Source organism: Spirosoma terrae (assembly GCF_010435915.1).
Classification (GTDB): Bacteria; Bacteroidota; Bacteroidia; order Cytophagales; family Spirosomataceae; genus Spirosoma; species Spirosoma terrae.
The window spans coordinates 1-25,792 of record NZ_JAAFZH010000026.1; the positions used below are offsets into that span (position 1 = coordinate 1).

General features: G+C 35.9%; 27 protein-coding genes. 18 read left to right on the forward strand and 9 right to left on the reverse strand.

The features are described from left to right. Nucleotides 1-835: hypothetical protein (locus GK108_RS30330; RefSeq protein WP_212592930.1), on the forward strand; the 835-nt coding region annotated here is incomplete at its 5' end. A 70-nt stretch (nt 836-905) separates the two neighbouring features. Here the strand turns inward: GK108_RS30330 and GK108_RS30335 are convergent. Continuing rightward, nucleotides 906-1,802 (reverse strand): DUF4238 domain-containing protein, encoded by an 897-nt coding sequence (locus GK108_RS30335; protein ID WP_163955357.1) that lies wholly within the window; start codon nt 1,800-1,802, stop codon nt 906-908. Nucleotides 1,803-2,147: 345 nt separating this feature from the next. Between GK108_RS30335 and GK108_RS30340 the strand changes: the two genes are divergently transcribed. The 10 genes from GK108_RS30340 to GK108_RS30385 all read left to right on the forward strand — a co-directional run bounded on the left by GK108_RS30340 (nt 2,148) and on the right by GK108_RS30385 (nt 10,543). Beyond that, nucleotides 2,148-2,669 carry a hypothetical protein gene (locus GK108_RS30340; RefSeq protein ID WP_163955358.1) on the forward strand — a complete coding sequence of 174 codons (522 nt, stop codon included), beginning with the start codon at nt 2,148-2,150 and terminating at the stop codon, nt 2,667-2,669. A 105-nt stretch (nt 2,670-2,774) separates the two neighbouring features. Then, on the forward strand, nt 2,775-3,254 hold the full coding sequence (locus GK108_RS30345) for a hypothetical protein (protein ID WP_163955359.1): 480 nt from the start codon (nt 2,775-2,777) through the stop codon (nt 3,252-3,254). A 240-nt stretch (nt 3,255-3,494) separates the two neighbouring features. Continuing rightward, nucleotides 3,495-3,752: a hypothetical protein gene (locus tag GK108_RS30350; protein ID WP_163955360.1), complete on the forward strand. Its 258-nt coding sequence runs from the start codon at nt 3,495-3,497 to the stop codon at nt 3,750-3,752. A gap of 117 nt (nt 3,753-3,869) precedes the next feature. After that, on the forward strand, nt 3,870-4,520 hold the full coding sequence (gene parA / locus GK108_RS30355; RefSeq protein WP_163955361.1) for a ParA family partition ATPase: 651 nt from the start codon (nt 3,870-3,872) through the stop codon (nt 4,518-4,520). Nucleotides 4,521-4,522: 2 nt separating this feature from the next. Next, entirely contained in the window at nt 4,523-4,786 is a 264-nt protein-coding gene (locus GK108_RS30360) for a hypothetical protein (RefSeq protein WP_163955362.1), read from the forward strand. 119 nt (nt 4,787-4,905) lie between these two features. Further along, nucleotides 4,906-5,817, forward strand: a complete 912-nt coding sequence (locus GK108_RS30365) for a replication protein RepA (protein WP_163955363.1) — start codon at nt 4,906-4,908, stop codon at nt 5,815-5,817. 540 nt (nt 5,818-6,357) lie between these two features. Further along, a complete protein-coding gene (locus GK108_RS30370; RefSeq protein WP_163955364.1) occupies nt 6,358-7,332 on the forward strand; it encodes a toprim domain-containing protein in 975 nt (324 codons plus the stop codon). 76 nt (nt 7,333-7,408) lie between these two features. Then, entirely contained in the window at nt 7,409-8,425 is a 1,017-nt protein-coding gene (locus GK108_RS30375) for a hypothetical protein (RefSeq protein ID WP_163955365.1), read from the forward strand. 14 nt (nt 8,426-8,439) lie between these two features. Further along, the gene (locus GK108_RS30380) at nt 8,440-9,393 is read left to right on the forward strand and encodes a restriction endonuclease (RefSeq protein WP_163955366.1); all 954 of its coding nucleotides are present in this window, start codon (nt 8,440-8,442) and stop codon (nt 9,391-9,393) included. Between the two features lie 28 nt (nt 9,394-9,421). Further along, nucleotides 9,422-10,543, forward strand: coding sequence for a hypothetical protein (locus GK108_RS30385; RefSeq protein ID WP_163955367.1), 1,122 nt, complete (start codon nt 9,422-9,424; stop codon nt 10,541-10,543). 6 nt (nt 10,544-10,549) lie between these two features. On the opposite strand, the gene GK108_RS30390 is transcribed toward GK108_RS30385, so the two are convergent. After that, nucleotides 10,550-11,023 (reverse strand): hypothetical protein, encoded by a 474-nt coding sequence (locus GK108_RS30390; protein WP_163955368.1) that lies wholly within the window; start codon nt 11,021-11,023, stop codon nt 10,550-10,552. Between the two features lie 94 nt (nt 11,024-11,117). Here GK108_RS30390 and GK108_RS30395 point away from each other — a divergent pair, with 94 nt between their 5' ends. After that, nucleotides 11,118-11,498, forward strand: a complete 381-nt coding sequence (locus tag GK108_RS30395) for a single-stranded DNA-binding protein (protein ID WP_163955369.1) — start codon at nt 11,118-11,120, stop codon at nt 11,496-11,498. Here GK108_RS30395 and GK108_RS30400 read toward each other — a convergent pair. The 5 genes from GK108_RS30400 to GK108_RS30420 all read right to left on the reverse strand — a co-directional run bounded on the left by GK108_RS30400 (nt 11,435) and on the right by GK108_RS30420 (nt 16,158). Then, nucleotides 11,435-12,331 carry a type II secretion system protein gene (locus tag GK108_RS30400; RefSeq protein WP_163955370.1) on the reverse strand — a complete coding sequence of 299 codons (897 nt, stop codon included), beginning with the start codon at nt 12,329-12,331 and terminating at the stop codon, nt 11,435-11,437. The genes GK108_RS30395 and GK108_RS30400 overlap by 64 nt on opposite strands. Further along, complete coding sequence (locus GK108_RS30405) at nt 12,321-12,728, reverse strand: hypothetical protein (RefSeq protein ID WP_163955371.1); 408 nt, start codon at nt 12,726-12,728, stop codon at nt 12,321-12,323. The genes GK108_RS30400 and GK108_RS30405 overlap by 11 nt, the downstream gene beginning before the upstream one ends. Further along, a complete protein-coding gene (locus GK108_RS30410; RefSeq protein WP_163955372.1) occupies nt 12,697-14,667 on the reverse strand; it encodes an ATP-dependent DNA helicase in 1,971 nt (656 codons plus the stop codon). The genes GK108_RS30405 and GK108_RS30410 overlap by 32 nt, the downstream gene beginning before the upstream one ends. Then, nucleotides 14,642-15,577, reverse strand: a complete 936-nt coding sequence (gene mobF, locus GK108_RS30415) for a MobF family relaxase (RefSeq protein ID WP_163955373.1) — start codon at nt 15,575-15,577, stop codon at nt 14,642-14,644. The genes GK108_RS30410 and mobF overlap by 26 nt, the downstream gene beginning before the upstream one ends. Nucleotides 15,578-15,777: 200 nt before the next feature. Beyond that, nucleotides 15,778-16,158, reverse strand: a complete 381-nt coding sequence (locus GK108_RS30420; RefSeq protein ID WP_163955374.1) for a hypothetical protein — start codon at nt 16,156-16,158, stop codon at nt 15,778-15,780. 47 nt (nt 16,159-16,205) lie between these two features. Here GK108_RS30420 and GK108_RS30425 point away from each other — a divergent pair, with 47 nt between their 5' ends. From GK108_RS30425 to GK108_RS30445, 5 genes are all read left to right on the forward strand, one after another. After that, nucleotides 16,206-16,520, forward strand: coding sequence for a hypothetical protein (locus tag GK108_RS30425; protein WP_163955375.1), 315 nt, complete (start codon nt 16,206-16,208; stop codon nt 16,518-16,520). Nucleotides 16,521-16,537: 17 nt separating this feature from the next. Next, on the forward strand, nt 16,538-17,974 hold the full coding sequence (locus tag GK108_RS30430; RefSeq protein WP_163955376.1) for a type IV secretory system conjugative DNA transfer family protein: 1,437 nt from the start codon (nt 16,538-16,540) through the stop codon (nt 17,972-17,974). 6 nt (nt 17,975-17,980) lie between these two features. Further along, nucleotides 17,981-19,639, forward strand: a complete 1,659-nt coding sequence (locus GK108_RS30435; RefSeq protein ID WP_163955377.1) for a hypothetical protein — start codon at nt 17,981-17,983, stop codon at nt 19,637-19,639. Nucleotides 19,640-19,644: 5 nt separating this feature from the next. Then, the gene (locus GK108_RS30440; protein ID WP_163955378.1) at nt 19,645-20,085 is read left to right on the forward strand and encodes a hypothetical protein; all 441 of its coding nucleotides are present in this window, start codon (nt 19,645-19,647) and stop codon (nt 20,083-20,085) included. Between the two features lie 208 nt (nt 20,086-20,293). Beyond that, nucleotides 20,294-23,359: a DEAD/DEAH box helicase gene (locus GK108_RS30445; protein ID WP_163955379.1), complete on the forward strand. Its 3,066-nt coding sequence runs from the start codon at nt 20,294-20,296 to the stop codon at nt 23,357-23,359. 37 nt (nt 23,360-23,396) lie between these two features. Here the strand turns inward: GK108_RS30445 and GK108_RS31360 are convergent, their stop codons facing one another. Continuing rightward, nucleotides 23,397-23,669, reverse strand: coding sequence for a hypothetical protein (locus GK108_RS31360; protein WP_246225294.1), 273 nt, complete (start codon nt 23,667-23,669; stop codon nt 23,397-23,399). On the opposite strand from GK108_RS31360, the gene GK108_RS30450 reads away from it, so the two are divergent. Further along, nucleotides 23,551-24,270, forward strand: coding sequence for a hypothetical protein (locus GK108_RS30450; RefSeq protein WP_394366291.1), 720 nt, complete (start codon nt 23,551-23,553; stop codon nt 24,268-24,270). The genes GK108_RS31360 and GK108_RS30450 overlap by 119 nt on opposite strands. A 67-nt stretch (nt 24,271-24,337) precedes the next feature. Here GK108_RS30450 and GK108_RS30455 read toward each other — a convergent pair whose 3' ends face one another. Continuing rightward, a complete protein-coding gene (locus tag GK108_RS30455) occupies nt 24,338-25,672 on the reverse strand; it encodes a hypothetical protein (RefSeq protein WP_163955381.1) in 1,335 nt (444 codons plus the stop codon). Nucleotides 25,673-25,792: the final 120 nt, after the last annotated feature.

The following is a 25,792-nucleotide window of genomic DNA, read 5'->3' on the forward strand; positions in this document are numbered from 1 at the left end:
AGACTATAGTATAGTTCTCATCATAAAATTTCAATTTATGCCACATTTTGCAGGAAAAATTGGAATTGTATTAAAAAGCATTTGGGATGAAATTCTAGGTTCTGAGTTCACTTATGTTAAAAGCTTAGAGCCAAAAATAGCAAAGGAATTTATTAAAAATAAACTACTTGAAATTGAGCGTATACGAGTTGTACCTTCAAATTTATCCCCTTTGAGAGATGCTTGCCTCACTAAAGAACAAAAAAACTGTGAACTTCTTAAAAATTATTTTGATGATATTGATAATAATTCAGAAATAGATGTACTTGTTAACGTTATATTAAAGTCTCTTAAAAAAGTACAAGGGTTTGGAATACATATGCCAACAAATGAAAAAGCTAGGACTAAATTCACCGCAGAGTTTATACAAAATTTTGTAGCAAAAGATGAATCAGGCTACGGATTTTCGGAAACTTTAAAAACGATGGGTGAAATTGATATTTTAATAGAAAAAATTGATGGGAATTCGGTTGCAATATGTGAAGGATTTAACCTAAAGAATAGTTTAAATAAAAGAGTAATAAAAAACCATATAAATAAGCTTTTTACTTATGATGTGAATGGCTTAAAAGCAAACTTTATAATCGTGTATGTTGAAACCCAAAATCTGCAAATATTTTGGGAGAAATATTATACCATTATACAGACTATTGTTACACCTTACAATTTAATAGAGATAATACAATTGTCTGATACATGGCCAAGTTTACCAACAGATATAAAACTTTGTAAACTTACATATTTAAGAAACGGTTTAAAGATATTTGTTTACCATATGTTTGTACACATGAGATAAAATAATACCGAAATGAGATACTAAACGACTCTATATTAGATAACTAGTTCCGGCAAAATGAATCAATTATTTACAATTTCTTACCCGTAAACGTAGTTAATTGTGTAGATATGTTAGAAAAAAAAACTTTATAAGATGTATAGATTGTACCAGTATTAATGAATGTTATATATTCTATAGGGGCATCCTCAAAAACTACGTCCATATCTAAAGCGCAGTCGGTTAAAGGTGTATCAAATTCAAACGGCCTAATTTCTAGACAGTATCTAGGTGAAAAAACATAGTATATAACCGAATTAACATTTAATTCGGTGACATGATGAAAAGGGAATTGCTCTTGAAAAAGCGGATGAACATTAGGAGAGAAGCCTGGATTGTCACATCCTAAAAAGGGGAAATTGTCAGGTGCTTTCAAAACCTTCCAATGTTTTGCATTGAGGGTACCAAAGAAAAGATCTATCATTCTTTTGAGCTTTTCTTCATCAATGAACGTAGATAAATGCCCCCATTTCGCTTTTTCCTTTATTTCTTTTTCATCTTCTTCTGTAATTTCTTCTCCTTTATGCTGCTTAACGACCTTTCTAAAAAATTGTAATTTATCTTCATGGTTATCTCTAAAAATGGGGCTACGCATCTTAGAAACGAAAATCCACTCCAAAATTTGTTCTTTTACTTCTCGTAATAATTTTCCTTCTTTTCCTAATGAATTTATTACGTTTTGATAGGTTGGTTCTATTTCTTTACCAAATACCTCTTCAAGAGCATATGGATTTTCAAAATAAGTATGATTGTAATACTTTTTTAGCTTAAAAACGGTATCATTAAGACCAAACTTTTGAATCTTATTTCGATACTTATTACTTGTATCTATGCCATATATAAAACTTTTATTTTGATCGTCATCAATTTGAAACTGTTTCAAGTATACCCTTGAAACGTAGTGTTGTTTATTTGGCTTATCTCCCATATTAAAATTATATTGGAAAGCTTAAATAATTTTTATTTCTTCAAATGTTTTTTATAGCCTGGTGTAAATTAGTGATAATATAACCCTTTTTTATTGTACCCGGTTCTTGTCAGATTGTAAAGTTGCCATGTAATTAGTACCGTTCTTCTCCCCTACCCTTTAGCCGGTCTCGGTTTGCCACGTGGTCTTACCGTCCTCAGCTCATCTTCTCCAATAAAAATTTTCGCCTTGCCACGCCAGGGCTTAAAGGCAATTCCCCGCCCTACCAAAATTTATTCATGGTTCGTTCGCTTTCAGGCCGGTTGTTCAGTCCCCGTAAACCGCAACCTAAAAGGAGAATGAGAAATGAAACTGATTTATGGATATACCCAACCCATACATGAACTAGCAGAAAGGTACATTGAAAGGGAGATCCTTTGCCATGATACAATGCTGATCGAGGCCGCTTTAAACCTACCAGAACAGGAAGAAAGCCCCTTTATTGAAGCATTCAACCATGAAAACATTGAGAATTGGTACAACATCTCACCGGATTGGATCAATAACTACCTGACAGATGCACAACGCGCAGCACTAGCCAAAGCCGGTTACTCTACAATGGAAGATTTCTCAGATTACTATGAAGATTGTGATGTTAAGCTGACAAAGAAAGAAACCAAATTACTTGATGACCTGCACCATGAATGGAAATATAGAGACAGTGAAACGCTAGATATTTTTGAATGGTACCGTGTAACTCAATGGTTAGCTGAAAAGCTAATGGATAACGGCCAGCCTGTTCTTTGCAATGACTATGGCTATTGGTGGGGCAGAACCTGCACCGGACAAGCTATCATTCTTGATGGCACTATTCAGCAGATAGCTTAAATAAATAGCCCTGTTCCGGCAGGGCTTCTTTTAAAATTATCAATTCTGATAGGCTATACTTATTCAGTAAATTTACAGCAAGTTTTACATATTAACCCCGTGATAATGAAGTCAATTGATATTCGTTTCTTTTCACCCGCTGAAAACAGCCTACCAAAAGCGAAGAAAGAAAAAGCCGCTAAAGCCAAGAAAATAATCCTTACAGGTTATATTTCTAATGCTGGTAAATTGGTATTTCCTGCTAAAACCGCTGCTGATTTAGGCGTAGATTTTGAAAATACTACGTTCAAAGTAGGTATGCAGGAAGGCAAGCGTAAAGCCAAATCTCTTTACCTGGTTCCGGCCAGCGATAGCCAGGAGGATACTTTCCAGGTAGAAAAAGCCGCCAAAAGCTACACTTTATCATTGCCTTTTATCCTCAAAAAAAGCGGTGTAGATTTCGAGAAATCGAAATATGCCTTTACCATTCGTCTTTTTGAATATGAAGGTGCAACGGCTTTTGAATTACAATTGAGCCAGGAAGATGCAGCTCCTAAAGTCCCTTATACTGGCAAGCCACGTGGCCGTAAACCTAAAGCTAATTAGCTAAAATAGAGGTTTTAGCCCTGTTTTGACTGGTTGCCCTGCTTTCCTGAAAGTATGAAATCATATTTTCAGGAAAGTATGAGTCTTTAAGAATTCCCTTGATACGAATTGTGTAGACAATCATTATAGCCAGCTCGACTAATGTAAATCCTTGTTTCATAGAAGGATTATCACACAGGTAATATTGCCTGTAAAGTCATCATCAACAGCTCACCTTTTTGTGGGCATTTTAAGCACATTATGTGCTTCCCCTCCTCCTTATACCAAGTCGATTTTTTTGATAGCCAGCTCACCGGTGAAGAATTGAGCCAAGCCATTACAGCCCATGAAGATAAATGGCTCGCTGATGTTTACGCATTTCAACGCCTAACAGATAAGCAATACGGCGAACCTCGTACTTGCAGCATGGTCAAATGCCTACCTAAAAAGCTCAGGGACAGGTATTATGATAAATACTACAGCGGCCATGCTCAGTTAAGAGAAGATATCAGGAAATAAAATATACCTTCCTGAAAATATGAATTCATACTTTCAGGAATAAATGATTCCATATTTTCATAGTTGCATGAAAATATGGAATCAGGTATATTGCCTTCAAATCACAGAGGGAATTAAATGATTATATCAGTAACAAGCCTTAAGGGAGGGGTAGGCAAATCAACCATAGCACAAAACTTGGCTGTATGTTTTGCCCACTCAAAATATACTGTCTGTATTGTAGACGTTGATACTAACCAGAGTGCTTTACGCTGGTCGGGGCTTAGAGATGAAGATCTACCAGCAGTACCCGTTTATGGTCTCACTGATGGAATGGAGCTTTCAAAGAATATTAAGCATCTCAACCAAAACCATGAGATCGTAATCATTGATGGTACTCCCTCGCTCTCCCAGGTAACGAGCAAAATAATACTGCTTGCTGATTTACTGATTATCCCGATTCTGCCAAGCGGCCTAGATATTTGGGCAACTGAAAAATTCATTGATCGCTATAGGGATGCGGAGCAGCAGAAGGAAGAAACCATACCCGCTTACTTTTTAATCAACCAAAACCAGACCACAAACCTTTCAAAAGAAGTAAAAGAGGTTTTGGAAGCAACTGGTATATCTGTCTTCAATAGTTCCCTCAGAAACCGCATAGCTTACCGTGAAGCTGTTATTAAAGGGCTAGGGGTATTTGAATTTAAGGATGAAAAAGCCAAAGCTGAAATGGTCGAGCTTTTTAAAGAAGTCAAAAACGCAATTAAGAAAATCAATAAAGGCAACTAATTATGGCAACAAAGAAAGACTCAGGGCTAAAAGCAACTCTTTCATCACTTGGCCCGAAAGTGCCGGTTAAGAAAACGGTTGTTGACGTAGAGAAAACAGAGGCTGCTACAAAGAGTATTCATTCCGGGAAAAAGGAGGATAGGAAACGGCAAACAGTCGATCTGCGCGAGGATACATTTAGAAAGTGGAAAATTAAGCTGATTAATGAAGGTAAAACAATGCAGGATAAGTTAGAAGAATTAGTAGAAGCGTATGTTAATCAGTAAAATATGATTTCCTGAAATTATGAAATCATATTATCAGGAAGCCAGGCATTTATTCTATTGATAATCAGTTGATTGTTGTCTAATTTGTTATCATTAACAACCAATAAAGTTATTGGCTCATGAAAAAAGGTGATCTGTACAAAAAGCAAACTGATAGTATGCTGTCCATCCATCTGGATAAGGCAACTATTGATGATGCTATATTTCAGCACTCTGTTTTGTGCCAAACCTTTTTGCCATATCGTAACCCTGGGGACGATGTAACCCTATGGCAGCAGAAGCAAGGCAACGCCAATTTAGCCGTAAGTGCTACTCCATACCTTAACCCCCAGACTGAACAATACGAGATTTTAGGCATACCATATGGCCCTAAAGCAAGGTTGATCCTTTCTCACATCAATACTGAAGCTATCAGAACGCAGCAGCAAACTATCAATGTTGAAGAAAGTATGACAGCCTTTATTAAGTCTATCGGTCTGGGCACAGATGGACGCACTATAAAAGAGGTCAAAGAGCAACTAAGGCGTTTATCTGCATCAACCCTTAGTTTAGGTTTTACAAACGGTACAAGGTCTGTTCAGGTTGACCTAAAGATTGTCAAAGCTTTTGACGTATGGTTCCCTAAAAATGATGGCCAAAGGGTCTTATGGCCTTCTACAGTCGTTCTTTCCGACGATTATTTTAAAAGCCTAATGAACCACGCTATACCACTGGATGAAAGAGCGTTAGCGGCTCTATCCAATAATGCTATGGCAATGGATATATATTCTTGGCTCGCCCAACGTCTGCACCGTATACCAGAAAACAAACCGCAATTCATTACTTGGCAAGCCCTTAAAGACCAGTTCGGCCAGGGCTATGATAGAATGGACAACTTCAAAGCTATTTTCCGTAAGACGCTGCACATGGCCATGAAGCAGTACCCTAACTCCCTCTCAAAAGTGGAAGAAGTGCTGAATAAAGGCTTTAACATATCTTATGCTCAGCCTCCTATCTTACCAAGGAACCTCAATCTGATCCCTGCAAAATAACCCTAAGTTTTCCACAGTGGTAAAAATAGCACGTGAACTTTGTAGGAGTTTATACAGCTAACTTGCTGATATTAAATAATTTAGCAAAAATCACGTGAACTTTGTAGGGGATTTAGTATTTAACTAATTGTTAACCAGCTAATTATAATTTCTAGGCTACTGTATTTATTAACTAATTTCTAAAGGTGAATCATTATGAAACACGTGAACTTTATAGGAGTCTACAAATATTTCACTGATTATCAATGACTTACAAGTTTATCCACGTGAACTTTGTAGGAGTTGCTCAATTTCAGAGTTATCCACGTGAACTTTGTAGGACAAACCCCACGTATCCACGTGAACTTTGTAGGAGATTTTGCTAAAAACCACGTGAACTTTGTAGGACAAACCTATAACAAAACCTATAATAAAAAAACCTATAGCTTGAAGCGGCTAAATGTGGATAAGTTTTACTAAAAACTCAAAAAATTTTTTTCTTATTGCTGTTGAAAAGAAAAAAGAAGTATTAAAATTTTAGTCTATAGGTTAAATAGTTTTATGAATAGCGAGCAAGCAAAGAAACTATCCCTGCCTGGCATTTTGTCGAAGCTTGGCCATCAGCCAGTTAAGACCTTAAAAGGTGGAAATGAGCTTTGGTACAAGTCGCCATTCCGAAATGAGATAGATGCTTCATTCCATACCAGTTTCTTAGGCGGTAAATGGATCTGGAATGATTTCGGCGACCTGGGCGGAACGGTTTTAGATTTCGCCATGCGATACTATAACGCCGATATTAAAGCAGCACTTGCCAACCTGGAACGCTTAACAGGAATCACCACACAGCAAAGCCTTTTTTCTGCGCCTACAGCACCATTAACGCCACCACAAGCTACTAGCCCAGCGGCCAACACTGAAACACTCGTCCTGCGCAAGATAATCCCCCTTAGCGTGGATTCTTTTAATGGTAAAGCATTGCTCCAGTACCTTACCGAAAAACGCGGTATAGATCCTATCATTGCAGCTAAGTACCTGGTAGAAGTACATTATCTCAATAACGATACCGGCAAAGTCTATTTTGCTGTAGGGATCAAGAATGAGGCTGAAGGCTATGAGATTAGAAACGCGTATTTCAAAAGCTCGATAGGCAAAAAGGGCGTAAGCTTCATAAAGGGTAGGGGAGAAGGCAAGGCAGCAGTTTACGAAGGGTTTATGGATTTCCTATCAGCTTTAACCTACTTTCAATCAGTAGATCTAGGCAAGTTTCAGGAATTGGTACAGGGTGATACGCTAATAATGAATTCTGCTTCTTTTCACGAGCGAACAAAAGAACTACTCAAAGCCGGTAACTACACAAAGATCTATTTATACCTGGATAATGATAAAACCGGCCAGAAGGTAAAAGACTCATTATGCGAAGAATTGCCATTATTTACAATAGATTGCTCAAACATCTACAGCAATCACAAGGACTTTAACGAGTTTTTAGTTGCTATCCAGGCCGAAAAACGGCCATCTTCCCCCAATTTTAAGTAAAATCCTGAAACAAGCCACTTCTATCTTTGATGTGTAAAAACTCAGTTATTCAAATCATTTTGCATTTATAATTGGTATGAGCAAAAGAAAGCCATTCGCTGTCGATGAACTAAAATTAAATGATGGTTCTGAAGAAGAACAAACCCGTACACGTGCAATTTTTGAACAACTTAAAAAAGTTGCCCAAAATAACGGGCCTATGACAGAATATGAAAAAAACTTTTTTTGTTTAGGTGTTAAAATTTCATTGTTGAATGATGGTCAAGTTTCTGATTATCAATGTTGCGATAATTACAGGTTCAAAGACCTTTATTTAACTTATGCCTCAGATATTACTGGAGCTGGTATTTATAAGAAAATATATAATACCCAATATCTATCTGTACCAAATGAAGAAAAATGGAGAGATCTTGATAAGCTGTATGAATTAGCTAAAGATTGGGATAAAGTCATTAATAAAACAAACCATACAGAACAACTACTACAAAAATGTAGTAAGGAAGCTAGGGACACAATAAGTGTAATAAATGATCTACCAGAATTTAATTTAGAAAATGATCCATTTGCGAGAGGTAGATTCTTATATAAATATAAAAAATGGTCTAATCTTTTACATTCTAGGTTCATTTATCTAATGGCTAAGGAAATCATCCAAGGTTCTACACATGGTGATTTTATGTTTAACTTATGTGGTTATGATATAGAGATGGATGAATATTCTATAATTCACATATTAAGTAGGCATTACGCTAAGATTGCAAAGAGATATAATACTGGAAAATCTTATATACAGGAAGACTTTAAACCAAGAGAACTTCATTACCAATTTAGAGAAATAATTACGCAAATAAATGCTTCTGGTTTATTACAGCCAAAGAATATACTTAAAATTCCATTTTTATATAAAAATATTCCATATTTAATATGGATAAAAGAGGAAAATAAGCAGGTAAAAGGCCAAAAAGGTAATGTTAAATATTTGCGTTTAGAAACATTTTATCCCGTAGAAGATCAGGATTCACTTAATGACTTAGTTATAAATTATGATTTAATACCTATTGATGATAAACTATCATTGTACATACTTAAATAATATTTGATTATTGTATGTCAGCAGTAAACACGGGTAAAGGTTTCGAATTCTTAACAGGAATTATAAACCAAGCATTAATTGGACAAGATGCTATCGTAAAGCGCAACCATAAAATGGTTAATGATTGTGGCTTAGAGAGGGAAATAGATGTATATATTGAAACTACAGATAAAAAAATAGTGATAGAGTGTAAGGATTGGCGTCACAAAAAAAATAGTATTAAAATCGATTTAATAGATGCCTTTTATGGTAAAACATCATTACTGCCAAGTATTGATAGAAGGATATTCGTTGCTAGAGGTCGTTATCAAAGTGGTGCTAAAATATTGGCCGATTACCTAGGAATAGAGCTTTGTACTCTAGATAAAATTGATAAAAATACAGTACTAAATTGGCTAGATATTAGTCAAGCAAAAAAGATGCGTGTTAATTGGGTATTGGTACAAACTAGCCTAATAGTAGAACATAATGGGCAAAAAGTGCTGATATTAAATGTTGAAAGTAATACAGATTTGTATGTTGAAGGCCAAGGAAATTTTACCCTTGGATACATTATTAAAAATAATATTGTTGCTTATTACGAAGATGAAGAAAACCTATGCTTAGAAATGTACGGAAAAGGTCATTTGAATTTTTGGCAAGAAAAGTTTTTTCCAGTTGAAGGCAAGCACATTATTTACTCATACAATGGACAGAATTTTAAGGTATTTTCTTTAAGATGTGTTTGCGTTTATGAGCTTGAATCTTATTCAGTAGAAGATCATAATAACTGGGACTATAAAGATGGCATTCGACAGGATTCCATCGCGCAAGCTGTTAACATAACTTTTAAAGACAATCTAGATCAAAAATACCATTTAATTAGGAATTCTGATACGGGTGAAGAAAATATGTTTCTAGAAGAAATAATTAATGATAAAATAGTACAAACTCCATTAATTGGTAGAGACTATACTTTTAAAGAATAATTTTCATTGATTATAAATGTGTTTGCAAATGGAAAAACTGTTTGATGATAAAGAAAGGACTAACATAAGATATGCTAAATATCAGCATGATAGTTACGAGTTTTATGATAATTCTGCTATTGATAAATTTATTATAGTAAGAGAAAGATTAAATAATTGGTTTGACAGATACCCTGAACCAGGGAAAAAACAATTAAAACGTGATTTTCAAACTCAATTTGAACCAGCTTTTTTTGAATTATTTATTCATGAATTATTTTTTCAACAAGGCTTTACTTTAACTACCCACCCAATCTTACCTAATTCTACCAAAAAACCCGATTTTCTAGCGAAAAAAGATAATATTGAAATTTATATAGAAGCTAGGGTAGCATTTGACGAAACAAATGAAGAGAAATTATTGAAAAATAAACAGAATGCCATTCTGGATGCAATAGATTTAATCAAGTCAAAACGATATGGAATAAGTGTACGTGAAATCCGTTTCCTTTCAAGGAAACAAGCTAGCCTTAGAAAAATACGCGAATATTATCAGAATATTATAGATCATCATGCAGAATTCTATGCTAAAAATCAAAATCACGATCTTACAAGAGATGAACAATATATTATTTATCAGGATGATGATATAAGAGTATCAATAACTTTATGGAAAGTGAATTATGATTTAGATAAACCTATAATTTCACCTTTAGGAGGTGGTTATATTGGCGGTTGTGAAGAAGCTATAAGAGACGCGATTAAGGCGAAAGCATATAAGTATGGTACATTGGATAAGCCATTTATTATATGCGTAAATTCTTTGAGTGTTAAACAGACTTACACAGAGGTGGTTTATAATGCTTTATTTGGCGATAGGAGGAATCAGCCGTTTGAAAATCGAAATAATATAAATCAACCTTTTCAAACAAGTAGTGGCGGTATTTTTAATAAAACTTCCTCACAATCTTATAGTTCTGTTTCTGGCGTACTGATAACTTCAGCTCATACATCAAATCTACATGTTGCAAACCATTGGCTAATTAAGCACCCATATAGTCAAAATGAATTAGATTTTAATAAATTAGCACTTAGCTACATTCATATAGAAGGGGATAAAATTCAAGAAGTAACACAAAATTCTATTGGTGAAATTTTAGGCATAAAATGATCTTAGCTAATTTTCTTTTTCTGGAAATTCATACTCGTCTATGTTATCCTTTGTTATATTGCTATCCTTTATGAACTGGACAAATTGCTTATATGATTCTCTTGATGGAGTTAAATTATTTCGCTCCCAAAATTTTTCGGTTAACTTTCTAAGCTTAATAATATGTCCAACTACAATATACGTATCAGCGATCAAATCATTGAGACCTTCAATGTCTGGTTTTTCATCTCGAATAAAAGTCATTAATTGCCTTACTAAATCCTCAGTTGCCCAGTCATTTTTAGCAATTTCAATTACTTTCTGGAAAACAACCATGTTGTAATATTTGAAACCCTCAAAAGAATTTATTTGATATTCTGTATGAATTGTTCCAATTGAACTAAAAGGGAAAAATAAATCAATGTCTTCATTTTCTGGATCATAAATATGAACTCCTTTTTGTCCGAATGAATTTTCACTTTTTGTAATCAAAGCAGCCATAATCTTAATTGTTTTAGTACAAAAATAAGAATTATATACTCTTGCCCAAAATTATTCATTCTGATAATCTTCCTTAAAACCAAGGAGATTACCTATGCCATCAAACAACCGAGTAGAACTAACCGGCTTCTTAGGCCAGGATGCAAAACTGATTGAGAAAAACGGTAAGAAGTTCGTAGCCCTGAATGTGGCCACCACTGATAGTTACAAGGATGACTCCGGCCAGTGGCAGGACAAAGAATCAGTTTGGCACGATGTGCTAGTATTCCGCCCTTTTGCTGTACAATTCGCTGAAAAGCTCAAGAAAGGCGATAAGGTAGAACTGATAGGCTCGCTTAGCTATAAGCCATTCAAAGATGAAAACGGTAATAATCGCTTACAGGCTACAATCGTTGCTAGTTTTGTACAGCATCAGTATAACAAGAAATCAGATGAGCTAACGGTAGAAGAAGCGAAAAATTTGATAAATAAATAACTCTTTTTTAGGTACAATAAGCATTCTGCACTATTTAATATAGTGTTATATTGTGCAGTATCAGGAATTTCGTTAGTAGTACAATTTGGGCTAAAATTATGACCGCTGGCACTTATTCTCTGGTCATTAACAATTCCCATGTATGGTTTTCCGTCATCCATTTTTATATCTATTTGTTGTGCGTCTTCAGGGGTTAAAGTTGGGCAATGCCATCTTCCTGCCCATGCAGTGTTTACTTTACAACTTCTTAAGCTTGCTAAATATATTAATGTATATCCTGATTCATAACTAACAAATAAATTATCAGATCCTGAAGTAAAAATTACATATCCGCTTGCTTCTGATAATTTACTGGAAGGGGAGTTAATTAAAGGTTTGTAACATAGTGAGCCACCTATACAATCTAGACTGTCAGTTCCACTATATGTTCCTTTTATTAAACCAGCTAATGAAAGTTGTTGCCAAGCTCTTCTTGATTCCCAAGTCGAATTAGAAGTGCTCCCAAAAACACCTTGATCATAATCAATATATCCATCGCCTTCGCCATTACAAGTTTCGCTTATGGTACTTGTACGGTTACAGTTTGAATTATTTGGTGTAGAAATTGAAGGCCAATAATTTGTAGCATTTGGTATATCACCAGGCAAAAAACCATATTTATTCTTAAATAAATTGACCGCTGAATCTAAATTATTAAATTCACTAATAACATTATTTCTATTAGATGCTTTAATAAGCTCTTGCCCCTGCAACACACCACCGACGAGTAAACCAATAATCACAATCACTATTGCCAATTCAACCAGCGTAAAGCCCTGATTTTTAGGAATCATCTTCTTTTACCTCAATATCCTTAACAAAGGTTTCACTCTCCTCGGTCGTATCTAAATCAGTTGGATTTGCTATAATAAACGTCACTCGATGGCGTATAAGCTGCTCATAAATATCATGCATATTCCGCCCCGTTATTTTCACATGATTTCCTGAAATGTAAAGCTCAATTGATTCTGAAGGGTCAAATTTGATCTTGGTTAAGTAGGAGTATGGCAAAGAAACATACTTCCCACCCTTTAGCCTTAAGTCAAGCATCACCGCCCGGCGAATTGGTGAACGCTCATAACCATAAAATTTGCTTATAATGATTTCTGAATCTTCATTATCGTTATAAGCCGGTTGTGGTACAGCGGACATGTTCGCCTTATCTTTTTGGAGTTGCTCTTTGAGTCCCATTAGATTGAGTTATAACAGGTTTTTGAGATTGAGTAAAGTCAGGTTTGGGAGTATTTGCCGCTTGCTTATTGACATTGTTTACCAGGCGATCAACAGCCCTACGGCTGAAGGAAGCGACATTATGACGCCAGGTAGCGTAACTCTCTTTTAATGATTGTAGACGGTTCACTAAAACAGCCTGTTCCCTAATTTTATGTTCAGCAGCTTGTGATTGATCCGCTACTGACTGAGCAGAGATCCTTTCACTACTGCGATTGCAGACAATGTTTTGCAGATCCTGCTTATTGTCGGTATAGATAGAAACGGCTTCTCTACCCCGCGAAACAGACACATAAAATTGCTCCTTAGTAGAAGCCCCGTAGGAATAGGAGCTTTGCGCCACGATCACTTTATCAACGGTCTTGCCCTGGGAAGCATTGGAGGTAACTGCATAGCCATGCGCAAAATGGCCAAAGTCTTTATTTAGGGTGGTTCCGTTACTTAATTGAATATTCCCCGTCTTATCAAAACCAGTGATGTTATACATCTGCCCATTATTAAGCTTGGTTCCATTTGTGGCCTTACCGTTCTTAGTGATCCTGATCTTATCACCGGTTGTAAAGGCTGCTTCTTGTTTGGCATATACCTGAAAATTAGCCGCTTCACTGATCGGCAGCACCGCCTGAACCTGGTTATTCTGCACGAGAATATTTCCCTTTTCGTCTTTGCCGGTCATGTGAAGTTTCTCGCCAGCCTTGAAGCCTTTTATATTTTGGTTGAACTCAACAATCTGGCCAGCCTGGTAATGGATTGCATCCTGCCTTTCAGCTTCGGTTAAGTTCAGATTTTTTAACCTGGTCAATTGCTGATCTTCTTTTCCGATCCGGCCAGCTCCGCGCAGCGTTTCCCGGATCTGGTCAGTTACCATTTCGCCTTCCTTATGGGTAGGGGCAACCACGAGCACTTCTTTAAAGCCCTTACCTTTTCGTTCCGAAATACCTTGCAGATATTCCAATGCAATTTCTTTTACGCGCTGGTCTTTATCCTGAATTTCCCGAATAGAACCCGCTTTATCTAATTGCTCATAGCCTTTTTCAAAAGCACCTTTGGAGATATGCTCCATTGCGGTTTTGTAGGCTTTGGCGTTCTGTTGCCGGACTACTTCATTTACCCGGATCGCTTTGATACCGCCTTTATCCTGAATGTTCCTGAAGGCATCCCCACGCTCTACAGAAGCATGCTGTTTAGTGTCACCGGTGAGCACTATACGATTGTTATTTTGCTTGGCCAGCTCCATTAATTGATTCATGGTTTTGTTGCCGACCATCCCGGCTTCATCGACCCACAGCACATGCCCTTTTGTTTGCTCCTGGAGCTGTTTATTGATGAGCAGTGAAGCCAGGGTATCAGCTTCATGATAACCTTCACCGCGCAGCACCCCGCGCGAAGCTTCAGAGGAAGGAGCGAAGGCAAATATTTTGCGGCCTGATTCTTCAATGCCGGTTTTTACCTCACTCATCAGGGTAGTTTTCCCGGTTCCGGCTCCGCCTTCAATGGCAATTATGCCATCTGTTGAATTCAGAGCGTGGGTAATGGCTTTCCGTTGCTCAAAGTTGAGTGATTCATTTTTGTACTGGTAATTGTCATTGAGTGGTTTGTAACGGCCTTTGGATTCAATACAGGATTTTATGAGTTGATTTTCTTCAGCAATTGCTTCTTTTGTGGTGATGAAGTGGCCAGCATCGAGCTTACCATGTACCAGGTCTGTTCTATTTTGATAGGCTTTTTGGATCTGTTCAGGAGAGCAAGAAGTAAACCCACGTTTATAGGCTTCCGTTAGTAGCTGTTTTTCAGCTACAACAGATTTCCGTTCCAGACAATGGGATAGCGCATGATCTATACATTCATCAGGAGTAAGCTTTTGAACGGCTACCTTACCTGGTTCCTTTTTTCTTTTCACTAGCAGAATTCTTACCGCCGAAGGCGGAAAAAATTTTTTCGGATTCTGCCAGTGAAAGCCGCTCTGTCCAGATTTGCCGCAGTTCATCCGGTGAAAGCCCTTTTTGCTTCCGCTCCCTGGTGATCGCTCCGAGGTTGTCTAATGATTTAGCATTTGTGATACCTTTATCAGCCGCTATTTTTTCAATTTCCTGAGTCCGGTTTGAAAATTTATCAATGGTTTCTCTGGTTATTCCGGCCAGCTCAAAATTTACTTTACTTCGTTCCAGGTCATAACCGGCATCTTGTAGCTTAGTAGCCAGCAAGGAATTGAAATGGGCTTCGTAGTATGGAGCATTACCCTTTAAATCCCGGAATTGTCCGGCTTTCCATTGCTGTTCTTGCTCATCATAAGTAGCATTGAAGGTAAAGCAATGCGCGTGCAGGTGTGGATCTGGTACACCATCAATAGGCCGGGATGTGGTATGTACAAATTCAGCCCACGCCAGATTTCCGGTTTGGCGGTTATCGTCGAGTCCATTTTTTCTCACCCTGGTAGCCGCTTCTTCTTCTAGGTGTTTCATGGTTTCTGATACCGAGCTACGGAAGGCATCAAGTATCTTTTCATCACCGGTTACGCTGTAAGCAATGGATACTGATTTTGGAACGCTAAAGGTGAAGTCGTATCCAACAGTTCTATTATCGGCATTACGCGCAGTGAGTTGTTGACCGGTTTCAGGATTGATATTGTTACATAAGTCAACGAAACTTTCTTTACCTACTTCACCGGTTAAGCCTAGTTTTTCAGCCGCTTTACCACCCCAATTACCAATGATCTCCCCTTTTTCCGCATAGTAATCCTGTTTAGATAAACCTTCATCAAAATAATGAGCTGCGCCAGCAGCGGACGAATTTGGGGTTATCCGTAACATACTAATAAAGCGTTAACTTAGAGGCAATTAGTAGTAGAATAAGTGCAGTGATTTTGCAACGTTAAGTTAAGGTTTTTTTATTAATTATTTTGTCAGACATCTTCCCTTAGAGGGCTAAGGAGTTTTTAGGTCGCTAGAAATGGCTACAAAAATTTAAAGAAATTTGGCGTTAAATTTTTGGACTAGAAGCCGTTGAGTAGCTATTTATTGAAGTCTTTATTGACGGCCATATAGCCGTACCAGGAGTAAAAATTATGTGCCTGGAGCTGTTCTTCTAACTCAGCTTCGTCAGGATATTTTTCAAGGAAAAGGACATAGGATTTTTTGAGCCTTTTGAGCGCCGTCTTATTATCCTGCCGATTCCAAGCTGCAATTGCACCCCAATAGTAGAGCAGCGCATAATCTACGAAATCAATTTTCTTACGGAAGCTTAATAATTTTTCATACCATTCGGCGGCTTTTGCATCATCATTTACGATGCCTTTACCAGTTTGCAAAATTTCGCCAAATTTTAGGATCGCTTCAGGATCATTGTTTAATGCTTTTTTATAAATTGGCAACAAATCACTGTCCATCAGCATACTTTCATCCTGTTTTCTATCTATACACTATACAACATCGTTCAACCATGAGCAATGATAAAACTCCTGAAGAGCCAAGTACCCGTTGGCGGGATAAGGTTAAAAATTCAAAGCCGACATTTGAAGATCATAACAAGCACGGATTAGGTAAAAGCAAGAGTGATTTGAAACCTGCTTCTACAGCCCCACCTGTTGATAATAAACAGGCTCCCAAAGTGGAAGCCAAACCTAAAGAACATACGGCAAGGGTCGAGCCGCCCAAGACACCTGTAGCCAAGGTTGAGAAAAAACCGGAAAAGTTTGTTGAACGGGTTAAACCCAAGACTCCCCCTACAACACCTCCTAAAGGCCCCAGAAAATAATATCCTGATTGCCTTATATGGAAGCTATCTTGAATAAAACGCTTTTTCATTTCGATCAAGCGGGTACTGAGTCATTTAAGGTTGTTGATGCTGTCAGAGGGGTGCAGATATTTGGCGGGATAGGTTCAGGCAAAACCAGTGGTTCAGGGAAATGGATCGCTAAAAGCTTTCTTATGAATGGCTTTGGCGGGATCGTGCTTTGTGGTAAACCGGACGAAGCAGAAACCTGGATCGAGTACGCTAAGCAAAGCGGCAGGCAGAAGGATATTATCCACTTTCGGGAAGGTTCAGAATATTACTTTAATCCCCTAGAGTATGAGCGTAGCCGTACTGATGAAGGCGGAGGGCTTACCTCGAACCTATCCACTTTGTTCCTAAACCTGTATAAACTTGGCCAGCGGATCAACGGCGGAGAACCCAAAGAAGGGGAACGGTTTTGGGAGGCATCGTTAAAGCGATGCTTAAACCGGGTCATTGATCTGATTAAAATGTCAGGTCAAGAACTTAGTGTTCGTAACATGGTCGAGATCGTCGCATCAATGCCCGATGCTGATGAAATGGTCGTTATCAGCGGCTTGGATGAAGAGGGCGTAAAAAAGCACGGTGAAGATAATTATTGCCTAAGGTGCCTTCATGCAGCTTATGAACAACTGGATGAAGAGGATACAAAATTGATCCGGGATTATTACTTGGTAGATAGCTATTTCATGGAGGAAATGCCTAAGCTATATCCTGAAACCCGGACAACCATTCAGGAAATGTTTCGTGGTTTAGCAGAGCCATTTTTAAGTGGTTTACTTGCCGATCACTTTGCCCAGGGTCTAAACATCAGCCCCGAAGCTACCCACGAAGGTAAGATCATCATACTAGATTTCCCAGTTAAGAAGTACCTAGAAGCGGGAATCTATGCCCAGGGTATTTTTAAACTGATCTGGCAACAGGCGACCGAGCGCAGGCGGGTAAATACAAGATCAACACCAGTGTTTTTATGGGTTGATGAAAGCCAATATTTCATCAATGAGTATGATATGATGTTCCAGACAACCGCTAGGAGTAGTCTAGCCTGTACGGTTTTTCTCACGCAGAATATCAGTAATTACTACGCTGTCTTAGGCGGGAATGATCCCAAAGCAAAAGTTGATAGCCTACTTGGAAACCTTTCAACCAAGATCTTCCATGCAAATAATGATTATGTAACAAATGAATGGGCTGCTAAGACCATTGGCCAATCCTACAAGAACATTTCATCAATGAATAACATAGGTGGCCAACAAACATCAGCGGGTTTGTCTCAACAATTCAACTGGCAAGTAGAACCCAGGATCTTTACGCAGCTTAAAAGTGGCGGAAGGGATAATAATTACATTGTTGAAGCAGTGGTCACAATAACAGGAAAGGATTGGGGAGTAGAAAAGCGAAATTTTGCACTGCGGGCATTTTCACAAAAAATCTAAACACCAATGCTTCAAGGTTCCCTCAATAAGGTAGATAGTTTAAATGCTGCCAGTGGCCTTTATAGTTTTAACAGTAAGGGTAGTAGCTTTATTCATAACCTGGTCAGCTTCTTTTATTCAGGGGTTGGTGCAGCGGCTATACCGGCCAGGTTAAGGTTACGGAAAAACTTAGGTGAACGCGCTTTTTCACCGGCAGCCGTGATCGTATCAATCAGCTTTTACATATTCCTGTGTTACAATACATTATTCTTCTATATGGAAGATGATGAAACGTTAATTGGCGGATTAGGTACTACTATTTTCTTGCTTATACCTATTAATGCCTTCACGTATTTTATCGTAACGACGCTAATAAAAGCCTATGAGCATTTTAAGGCAATCTATTCCTACTCGGCTGACAAAGCCTATACATACTCATACTACCGGGGAGATCCGATCAGTAACGATTATTCTGATAAGATTGGCACTAAGTTGTATGGACATTTAGTAGATGAAAGCACCATCCGCATCTACTTTGAGCCAAGGGGTTTTGCGATAAAATATTTGAAAAGAGCTGGTTGGTGTTTGCTGGCAATTGTCATTATTGGTGCGCTTGCATTCATAGCTAATTTGGATCCTGCCAATTTGTTCAACAGTGGGAATGTACTAAGTGTAATTGCCGGTTTCTGGCTATTCTCCTATATGCTTTCCTGTGTGTGCTTATCGATTAGCGGCTTTTGCTTAATGATCGAGGAGTTAGCCATTGTAAAAAAGATACGTGATACCGTATTGGATATGGTTGACGGTGAATATGACATGCAATTTATATTAAAGGAAAAAGAGCAATTTGCCACTAATGGAATAGCGAGTGAACAAGGTGTTGATCTGGCCGAATCGATCTTCCAAAACCGGGATTCGGTTATTTTAGCTTCTTTCCCAGGTGCTAATCATCATTTCCTGGAAGCAGATACAGAGCCTACTTTAGAAGCCACTGCTTCTTTTCCTAAAGAAGTGACAATCTCCCAGGTGGTACAATCAGTACTTGACTCAAAGAATGAGAAATTACCGGTAGCACCTATAAATAAAGACCAACCAATCACCAAAGAACCAGAGCCTTTACAAATTGATCCAAAAACAGTTACTAGCGCAAAGGCTTCTGAACCTTTTAAATTAAAAGATGGAATTGTAACTGCTGGAGTAGTATTGTTAGTAGGGTATATGTTTTATATCTGCCTAGACTATGGTTTATTACCTAGTCAAATTTATGTGGTTGATAAAAGCGCACAAATAACGCCGAGAGATACTGAAATCAGATTGAAAAGGGTTGAAGGCGGATACAGTTCTTCAGAGTTTACATTTGAAATTACCAACAGGGGGTCAGATACATTAGTGTTCCCTTTCCTAAATCCATCAGACAACCGGACTATCCGAATAGAGGCTAAAAAAATATCAGCCGCTTACTTTAACGATCTGGTGGGCATGCAGCCTAAAGATAGTATAATGACCATTCTACCTAAACGAGAGCAAGCTTTTGGCACTACGATCATAGTACCGCCAGGTGAAAGCATGATCTATCCTATTAAATTTGATGATTTCGGGCTAAAAGCATCCAAGCATTTCTCAATTATCAGTGAAGATAAAATGTTGAATCAGACTTACATTTTGTTCAGGGACATAAAGCTATAAAACTAATGAAAAAAACTTCTGATTTACTGAAAAATAAAGATGATTTAGAGATAGATGTAAGCTCTACAATGGAGGTTTATAAACATATAAATGATATGTATAAATTTTACACAAACTTAAGATTTATCTTGTTAGGGGCATCTATAGGTGTTTTTTCATTTATATTAACTAATTTCAGTAATAAGGATTTATCTATAAACAAATATTTATATATTATTTTAGGTCTTATAGCTAGTATCGTTTTCTTCTTAATGGATCTACGTACAAAGCAACTTTTCAGAGAAACTAGACAGGCTGGTAAAGATATTGAGAATAATTATATGAAGATAAAGGGCTTCTACACTCATGTTGAAGGCATAAAATCCAAACTGTCACATTCAATTATTATAGGAACATCATATGTAATGATAATGGTGTTTTTTTTATATATACTAATTGTAAGCTAATTCAGCAATTTAACTATCTCTTTTTATAATGTTAACAGTGACTATTTTATCGCTAAACTGGTTTAACACTCTGCTTTTTTTATTTTGCCTTAAATTACTAATATATAATCACTTAAGTGCCCTGTCCGAAAGTTTTGTACCAGATATATAAAATACCCCAATAGCACAAATCTTTGATCTTTCCACATACAAAATTAAATAATTCACCATGAGCTGTTTTACTGAAGGCTTTAAACATTTACATCTATTTAGCCAACAAAATGGCCAACAATCCTTATATGAAAATCAGATTGGTGCTATTGGTTCCGCACTAGCACATTTCAGTACTAGGAAAGAACCTGCCTTGATTACTATGCCAACAGGTACTGGTAAAACGGCAGTTATGATTTTACTCAGCTATGCATTAAGAGCAAGTAAAGTACTCGTTATTACTCCTAGCCAGTTAGTTAGAGAACAAATAGCTAATCAATTCAGATACCCTAAGTTATTAATTGAAAAAGAAGTTATTCCTGATGGTGACATACTTCCCAGAGTTTATGAAATCACAAAGGAGATTAATGACCCTAATGAATGGCAAGAAATATTGTCGAATTATGATGTAATTGTTGCTATTCCTGGTACGTTAAATAAAGATCCTAATCTAAAAAATAATATAAATATAGATGCATTCGATATTGTTTTTATAGATGAAGCACATCATAGTAGAGCTAAATCATGGACTAATATTTTAGAAATATTATCTTCGGCTAAACAGATTTTATTAACAGCAACTCCATTCCGTAGAGACAAAAAAGATATAAAAGCAAGGCTTATATACAATTACTCACTTAAACAGGCATATGAAGATAAGCTTTTTAGTAAAATTAATTTTATACCGGTAAACACAAACCTATTCTCCAACCAAGAAGATAAGAATATAGCTATTGCAAAGAAGGCAGAAGAAATATATCAAAACCGATCTCATTCCGATCATAAAATAATTATTAGGACAGATCGGAAAACAGACGCTGTAGATTTATTAAAAATATACACTGATAATACTAAGCTATCTTTAGAGGTAATTCATAGTAAGCTTACTCAGAAGACTATAAAGAAAAGCATAAAAAAACTAACTGATGGTGAAATTGATGGTATAATATGCGTTGATATGATGGGTGAAGGATATGACTTTCCTGCACTCAAAATAGCTGCCGTCCATATACCGCATAAATCGCTTGCCATCACACTTCAATTTGTAGGGCGTATTTCAAGAACTAACATAGTATCAGGAGAGGTAGCTACTGTTATTGCAGGCGAGCATGAATTTAAAATTGAAGCTCATCAATTGTATAAACGTGATACTAAAGATTGGTCTATAATTCTACCTGATCTACATAAAGCTAAAATTCAAAAGACCGAAGACGAACAAGAGTTCTTTGATTCTTTTGAAGATTTGACAGAACCGGAGTCATTTATTCAGCTCGAAACGGATGAACCCATAACTTTAGATGATGATGATTTAAAACCATTTTTTCATACCAAACTGTATAATATCTATCCTTCAATATATACCCCGGTTATTGGTGGTAGTTTGGATGAAGATAATGCAATCGATCTACACGCTACAATCGATTTTTCAGGAACTGACGCTCTTAAAAACCCTATTATTCGTCATCACCATGTAAGTGATACTCATGACGTTGCTATTTACGTTGTATCAGAACTAAAAAAGCCAGCTTGGTATATAGGTAATGATAACCTTAGTGATGTGAAAAATGAATTATTTGTAATCTATTTTGACAAAGATAATTCTATTCTATTTATATGTGCTTCAATTAAAGATAATGAGCTTTATGAGCATATAGCCACTCAATACCTTTCAAAGAACGTTGTACACGAAACGGTTCCGCTACCTCTCTTGAAAAGGGCTATGGCTGGTTGGCTCTTTCCGAAAATGTTTAATTTAGGAATGAAAAGCCGTAAAGTAAAAGGTAATAGTGAATCTTACAAACAGCTATTAGGCTCTTTAGCTCAAAAAGGACTACTACCATCAGATAAATATACTTATACACGGGGGCACTCTTTCGGAGGTGCTTATGATACTATTTTAAAAAGAGATGTTTTATTAGGTATTAGCACTAGTTCAAAAGTTTGGTCATTAGAGGATAATAAAATAAAAGACTTAGTTGAATGGTGTCAAAATATAGCCCGAAAAGTGGGTGATCCAGAAATGGATAAGTTAGAATCTCCACTATCTGAATTAGATAGCGGAAAGTTGATAAACTCTTTTCCTTTAAATAAAATATTTTTTGCAGATTGGGACGCTAGCCAGTATCATAAGCTTACCAAAATAGTTTTTCTCGATCTGGATGATGAAGCTGTTAATAGTGCCTTAATTTGTTCTTGCTCAATTTCAATTCACTCTCAAGCAGCAAATGAAGTTGTTTTATTGATAAATAAGGGAGATATTAAGTCTAAGATCATTTATCGAATAAAACCCAAGATAGATTTTGTTTATGCTGAAGATACAGATCATAAGATTGCAATTAGTACAGGGTCTACATTTGGGAATACAACTAATTTTTTATCACTATTGAATGGTAATCCAATTAATCTATTTTATGAGGATTTGTCTAAACAAGTTGGCCGAGTATTATTTGAATTTAATAGTGATAACCTTAAATCAATCTTGCCCGAACAGATTATTGCTCATTCGTGGCCGTTAACTGTGAACATTAACAAAGAGTTTTTCACTGATGATGATCTTACTGCTAATGCCACAAATAACGATCAGCGTATTTCTATCCATGATTATATTATAGAGTTAGCTAAAGTAGAATTTGATGCTGTCTTTTACGACCACGGTTCTTTAGAAATTGCAGATGTCATTGGTTTAAGAAAAGATAGGATACAATTTTACCATTGTAAAAAACAAACTGGTGATACTCCTAGCTGTAATGTTGATGATATTTATGAAGTATGTGGCCAAGCTGTAAAGTCGGTTCATTGGGCTCATAGAAAACTATTAATTAAACAGATTTATGAAAGAGCTGAACAAAATGATAGCCATAATAAAATAAAAAAAGGTACATTACAGCAAATCAAAGATATACTAGATTCCTTTGATAATCCTATAGTACCAGTTGAAATAACAGTAGTCCAGCCTGGCTTAAAAACAATAAATTTATCTGGTCAGCAGAAACCTGCTTTTGAAAGAATAAAGATACTGTTATCTGGAGCTGAGTCTTTTTTAAAAGATGTAAGCTCATGTAAGTTATCCGTTATTTGTTCGTAAAAGCTTTATCATGTTTTATCAACCATAGCGGCAAGAGTTACAAACCAGGAACGACTGTTGCTAGTTTGTAACCCCTACTTGTTTTCGTATATTGCATTGTATTTTTAGGGCTAAATTTTGGATAAAAATAATCTTGAAAGATGATATGTATTTTTTGTGATAATAAGAATGAAGCAAAATCTATTGAACATATAGTTTCTGAATCGTTTGGGAATAAGATATATGTAATGGAAAGAGGTAAAGTTTGTGATGTCTGTAATTCAAGGTTCTCAAATTTTGAGAAGACAGCCTTAGCTAATACAGTCTTCATAATGGAAAGAGCCAGGTTTGGCGTAGCAAGCAAAAAAGGAAATACGGCGAAAGGCAAAGTTGGTCAATATACTATTGAAGGAAATAAAGAATTTAAGAGAGGATATATAAAGATAGATGGTTTAACAGAAGAGGATTTAGACCAATTTGATCCTGAGACTGGTGTAGGGAAACTCTTAATTAAATCTTTTGATAAAAGTGAAGTTGCTGCTTCAAAATTGCTATTAAAAACAGGGTTGGAAGCAATTTATACATCACAGAGGAAAATCTATGAAAAATATAACTTTCAAGATTTAAAAGACTTTCTAAGCACTGCTAATAATAAGGATTGGCCTTTCTTAACTTCTGATTATGAGGTTGTTAAATATAATAGTGTTCCTAAATTCACTATTAAATACTATTTAAAGATTAGACGATGCGATCTCAAATTTTACCAATATAATGATGAAACATTATTATTTAAGTTTAAATATGGAAGTATTCCAATGGTAATAAACCTCTTAAACAGAAATCTTAATTGGATAAAAGAAGTAACTGAAGCTGATAATAAAGCTAGATTATTTCCTGAACACTATAGGAGTAAAATATTGAAAAAACTTTAATAAATATTAACCTTAATAATGCGCAGGAATAAGAAATTAAATTAATGTGTGCTGTTGAAAAAATTTATTAAATATCTTTATGGTTTTTTTCATTAATATATAGTTCGAACAAACCTAACTCATTTAAAGCAATTTGAAATGAATTCCCTTTTTTAGGTAAATCTTCAAAAGTTTCTATATTGTCAGATTCTAAATCTTTATCGGGATACAAATACTTATTTTTATATAACCTTTTGGCTAATCGATTGTTTTTTAAACTCTCTATAATTTCGTGGCTAGCAATAAGTACTGTTACTGAATCACCATAGTCTGTTAGTTTATCAATAACATGAAACTCTTTACTAACTAACATTACTGGAGGGGTAAATATATTCACTATTCTTGATAATGCATTTAAGAATTCTTCTTTATTTTCTTGTGCTATAAATGGTCTAATAAAAAAGAAATAATCATTCTTCTTTATAGATGTCGCCATATAAAATATGTCATAGAAATAATTTATTGCCTTTGATAAATAATTTCTCCCTTGTAAAGATGCCTGCTTTGCAAATAAGTCTATAACATTCAACAAGTAGTTATTATTTGTAGGATTTTCAATGTGCTTATTTATATATTTCTCAGGATCTTGAGAGAAAATATCATAACCATCTATTTGTATTTTACTTAAAATATTTACCAAATGAACAGGGGGATTATTGGAATTTAAGGATACATATATTAATAGGATTTTTTCTAAACTAGAAAATCTTTCTTCTAAATAGTAAGATATAATTTTATCATAAACTCTATAAGGATAAAATGGTCTTTTATTATAGGCTCTTGGATCGACTATAGAATACCCATATTCAATCATAAATTCATCAATAGTTGAACTAAAGAACTCGTCCAGCGCACCTAAGGAGAGAATAAATCTATGACGTGTTAACAATCCAGTTATTTCGATCTCAACTATATCTCGTGTACCGCTTCCGTAAGCTTTTTTAATTATACGTATATTAGCAATCTCGAAACTTTTAAGTGGTGCTTCATCTGTCTCTTTTATTAAATTTCTATCTAAATCATCTTCTTTTAAAATTTCATCAAGTAGCCTATTATTTTCTATTAATTCTTGACAATCTTCGTATTGATTTGCCTTCAGAGGAAAAGCATTTAATTGATGCTTAGATAGCACATTATTTATAATCTTATACTTATCGATAAAATTACCATTGAACTGTCTTACACCTGCGTACGTTGCTACATTTGTTAAATAATGATAATATTCATGTATAAATATTGAATGCTGTTCGTTGAAATTTCCGTCGCTTAAAAACGAATTTATGCGATTTAAGTCAAACCCATCTAAACAGATATAAAACTTATCAGGGTAATATTTTATATTGTCTACATCTAAAGTCTCCATTTACGATTAATTTAAAGATCCAAATATGATTTCAAAAGTTTCTTCAAAATTTTATAGACTCTAAAAAAGCGTAATGTTCATATTCAGCGCTAAAATAATAATTTAAAACATCTGGCTGAG

Bases quoted from the DNA above. Each gene is read 5' to 3' on its own strand.
- GK108_RS30400 (WP_163955370.1), bottom strand. From the start codon at position 12,331: ATGATTCCTAAAAATCAGGGCTTTACGCTGGTTGAATTGGCAATAGTG.
- GK108_RS30380 (WP_163955366.1), top strand. From the start codon at position 8,440: ATGTCAGCAGTAAACACGGGTAAAGGTTTCGAATTCTTAACAGGAATT.
- GK108_RS30455 (WP_163955381.1), bottom strand. From the start codon at position 25,672: ATGGAGACTTTAGATGTAGACAATATAAAATATTACCCTGATAAGTTT.
- GK108_RS30350 (WP_163955360.1), top strand. From the start codon at position 3,495: ATGTGCTTCCCCTCCTCCTTATACCAAGTCGATTTTTTTGATAGCCAG.
- GK108_RS30345 (WP_163955359.1), top strand. From the start codon at position 2,775: ATGAAGTCAATTGATATTCGTTTCTTTTCACCCGCTGAAAACAGCCTA.
- GK108_RS30365 (WP_163955363.1), top strand. From the start codon at position 4,906: ATGAAAAAAGGTGATCTGTACAAAAAGCAAACTGATAGTATGCTGTCC.
- GK108_RS31360 (WP_246225294.1), bottom strand. From the start codon at position 23,669: ATGAAGACTGTATTAGCTAAGGCTGTCTTCTCAAAATTTGAGAACCTT.
- GK108_RS30340 (WP_163955358.1), top strand. From the start codon at position 2,148: ATGAAACTGATTTATGGATATACCCAACCCATACATGAACTAGCAGAA.
- GK108_RS30420 (WP_163955374.1), bottom strand. From the start codon at position 16,158: ATGCTGATGGACAGTGATTTGTTGCCAATTTATAAAAAAGCATTAAAC.
- GK108_RS30390 (WP_163955368.1), bottom strand. From the start codon at position 11,023: ATGGCTGCTTTGATTACAAAAAGTGAAAATTCATTCGGACAAAAAGGA.
- GK108_RS30360 (WP_163955362.1), top strand. From the start codon at position 4,523: ATGGCAACAAAGAAAGACTCAGGGCTAAAAGCAACTCTTTCATCACTT.
- parA (WP_163955361.1), top strand. From the start codon at position 3,870: ATGATTATATCAGTAACAAGCCTTAAGGGAGGGGTAGGCAAATCAACC.
- GK108_RS30375 (WP_163955365.1), top strand. From the start codon at position 7,409: ATGAGCAAAAGAAAGCCATTCGCTGTCGATGAACTAAAATTAAATGAT.
- GK108_RS30405 (WP_163955371.1), bottom strand. From the start codon at position 12,728: ATGGGACTCAAAGAGCAACTCCAAAAAGATAAGGCGAACATGTCCGCT.
- GK108_RS30425 (WP_163955375.1), top strand. From the start codon at position 16,206: ATGAGCAATGATAAAACTCCTGAAGAGCCAAGTACCCGTTGGCGGGAT.
- GK108_RS30440 (WP_163955378.1), top strand. From the start codon at position 19,645: ATGAAAAAAACTTCTGATTTACTGAAAAATAAAGATGATTTAGAGATA.
- GK108_RS30430 (WP_163955376.1), top strand. From the start codon at position 16,538: ATGGAAGCTATCTTGAATAAAACGCTTTTTCATTTCGATCAAGCGGGT.
- GK108_RS30435 (WP_163955377.1), top strand. From the start codon at position 17,981: ATGCTTCAAGGTTCCCTCAATAAGGTAGATAGTTTAAATGCTGCCAGT.
- GK108_RS30335 (WP_163955357.1), bottom strand. From the start codon at position 1,802: ATGGGAGATAAGCCAAATAAACAACACTACGTTTCAAGGGTATACTTG.
- GK108_RS30385 (WP_163955367.1), top strand. From the start codon at position 9,422: ATGGAAAAACTGTTTGATGATAAAGAAAGGACTAACATAAGATATGCT.
- GK108_RS30445 (WP_163955379.1), top strand. From the start codon at position 20,294: ATGAGCTGTTTTACTGAAGGCTTTAAACATTTACATCTATTTAGCCAA.
- GK108_RS30395 (WP_163955369.1), top strand. From the start codon at position 11,118: ATGCCATCAAACAACCGAGTAGAACTAACCGGCTTCTTAGGCCAGGAT.
- GK108_RS30370 (WP_163955364.1), top strand. From the start codon at position 6,358: ATGAATAGCGAGCAAGCAAAGAAACTATCCCTGCCTGGCATTTTGTCG.
- mobF (WP_163955373.1), bottom strand. From the start codon at position 15,577: ATGTTACGGATAACCCCAAATTCGTCCGCTGCTGGCGCAGCTCATTAT.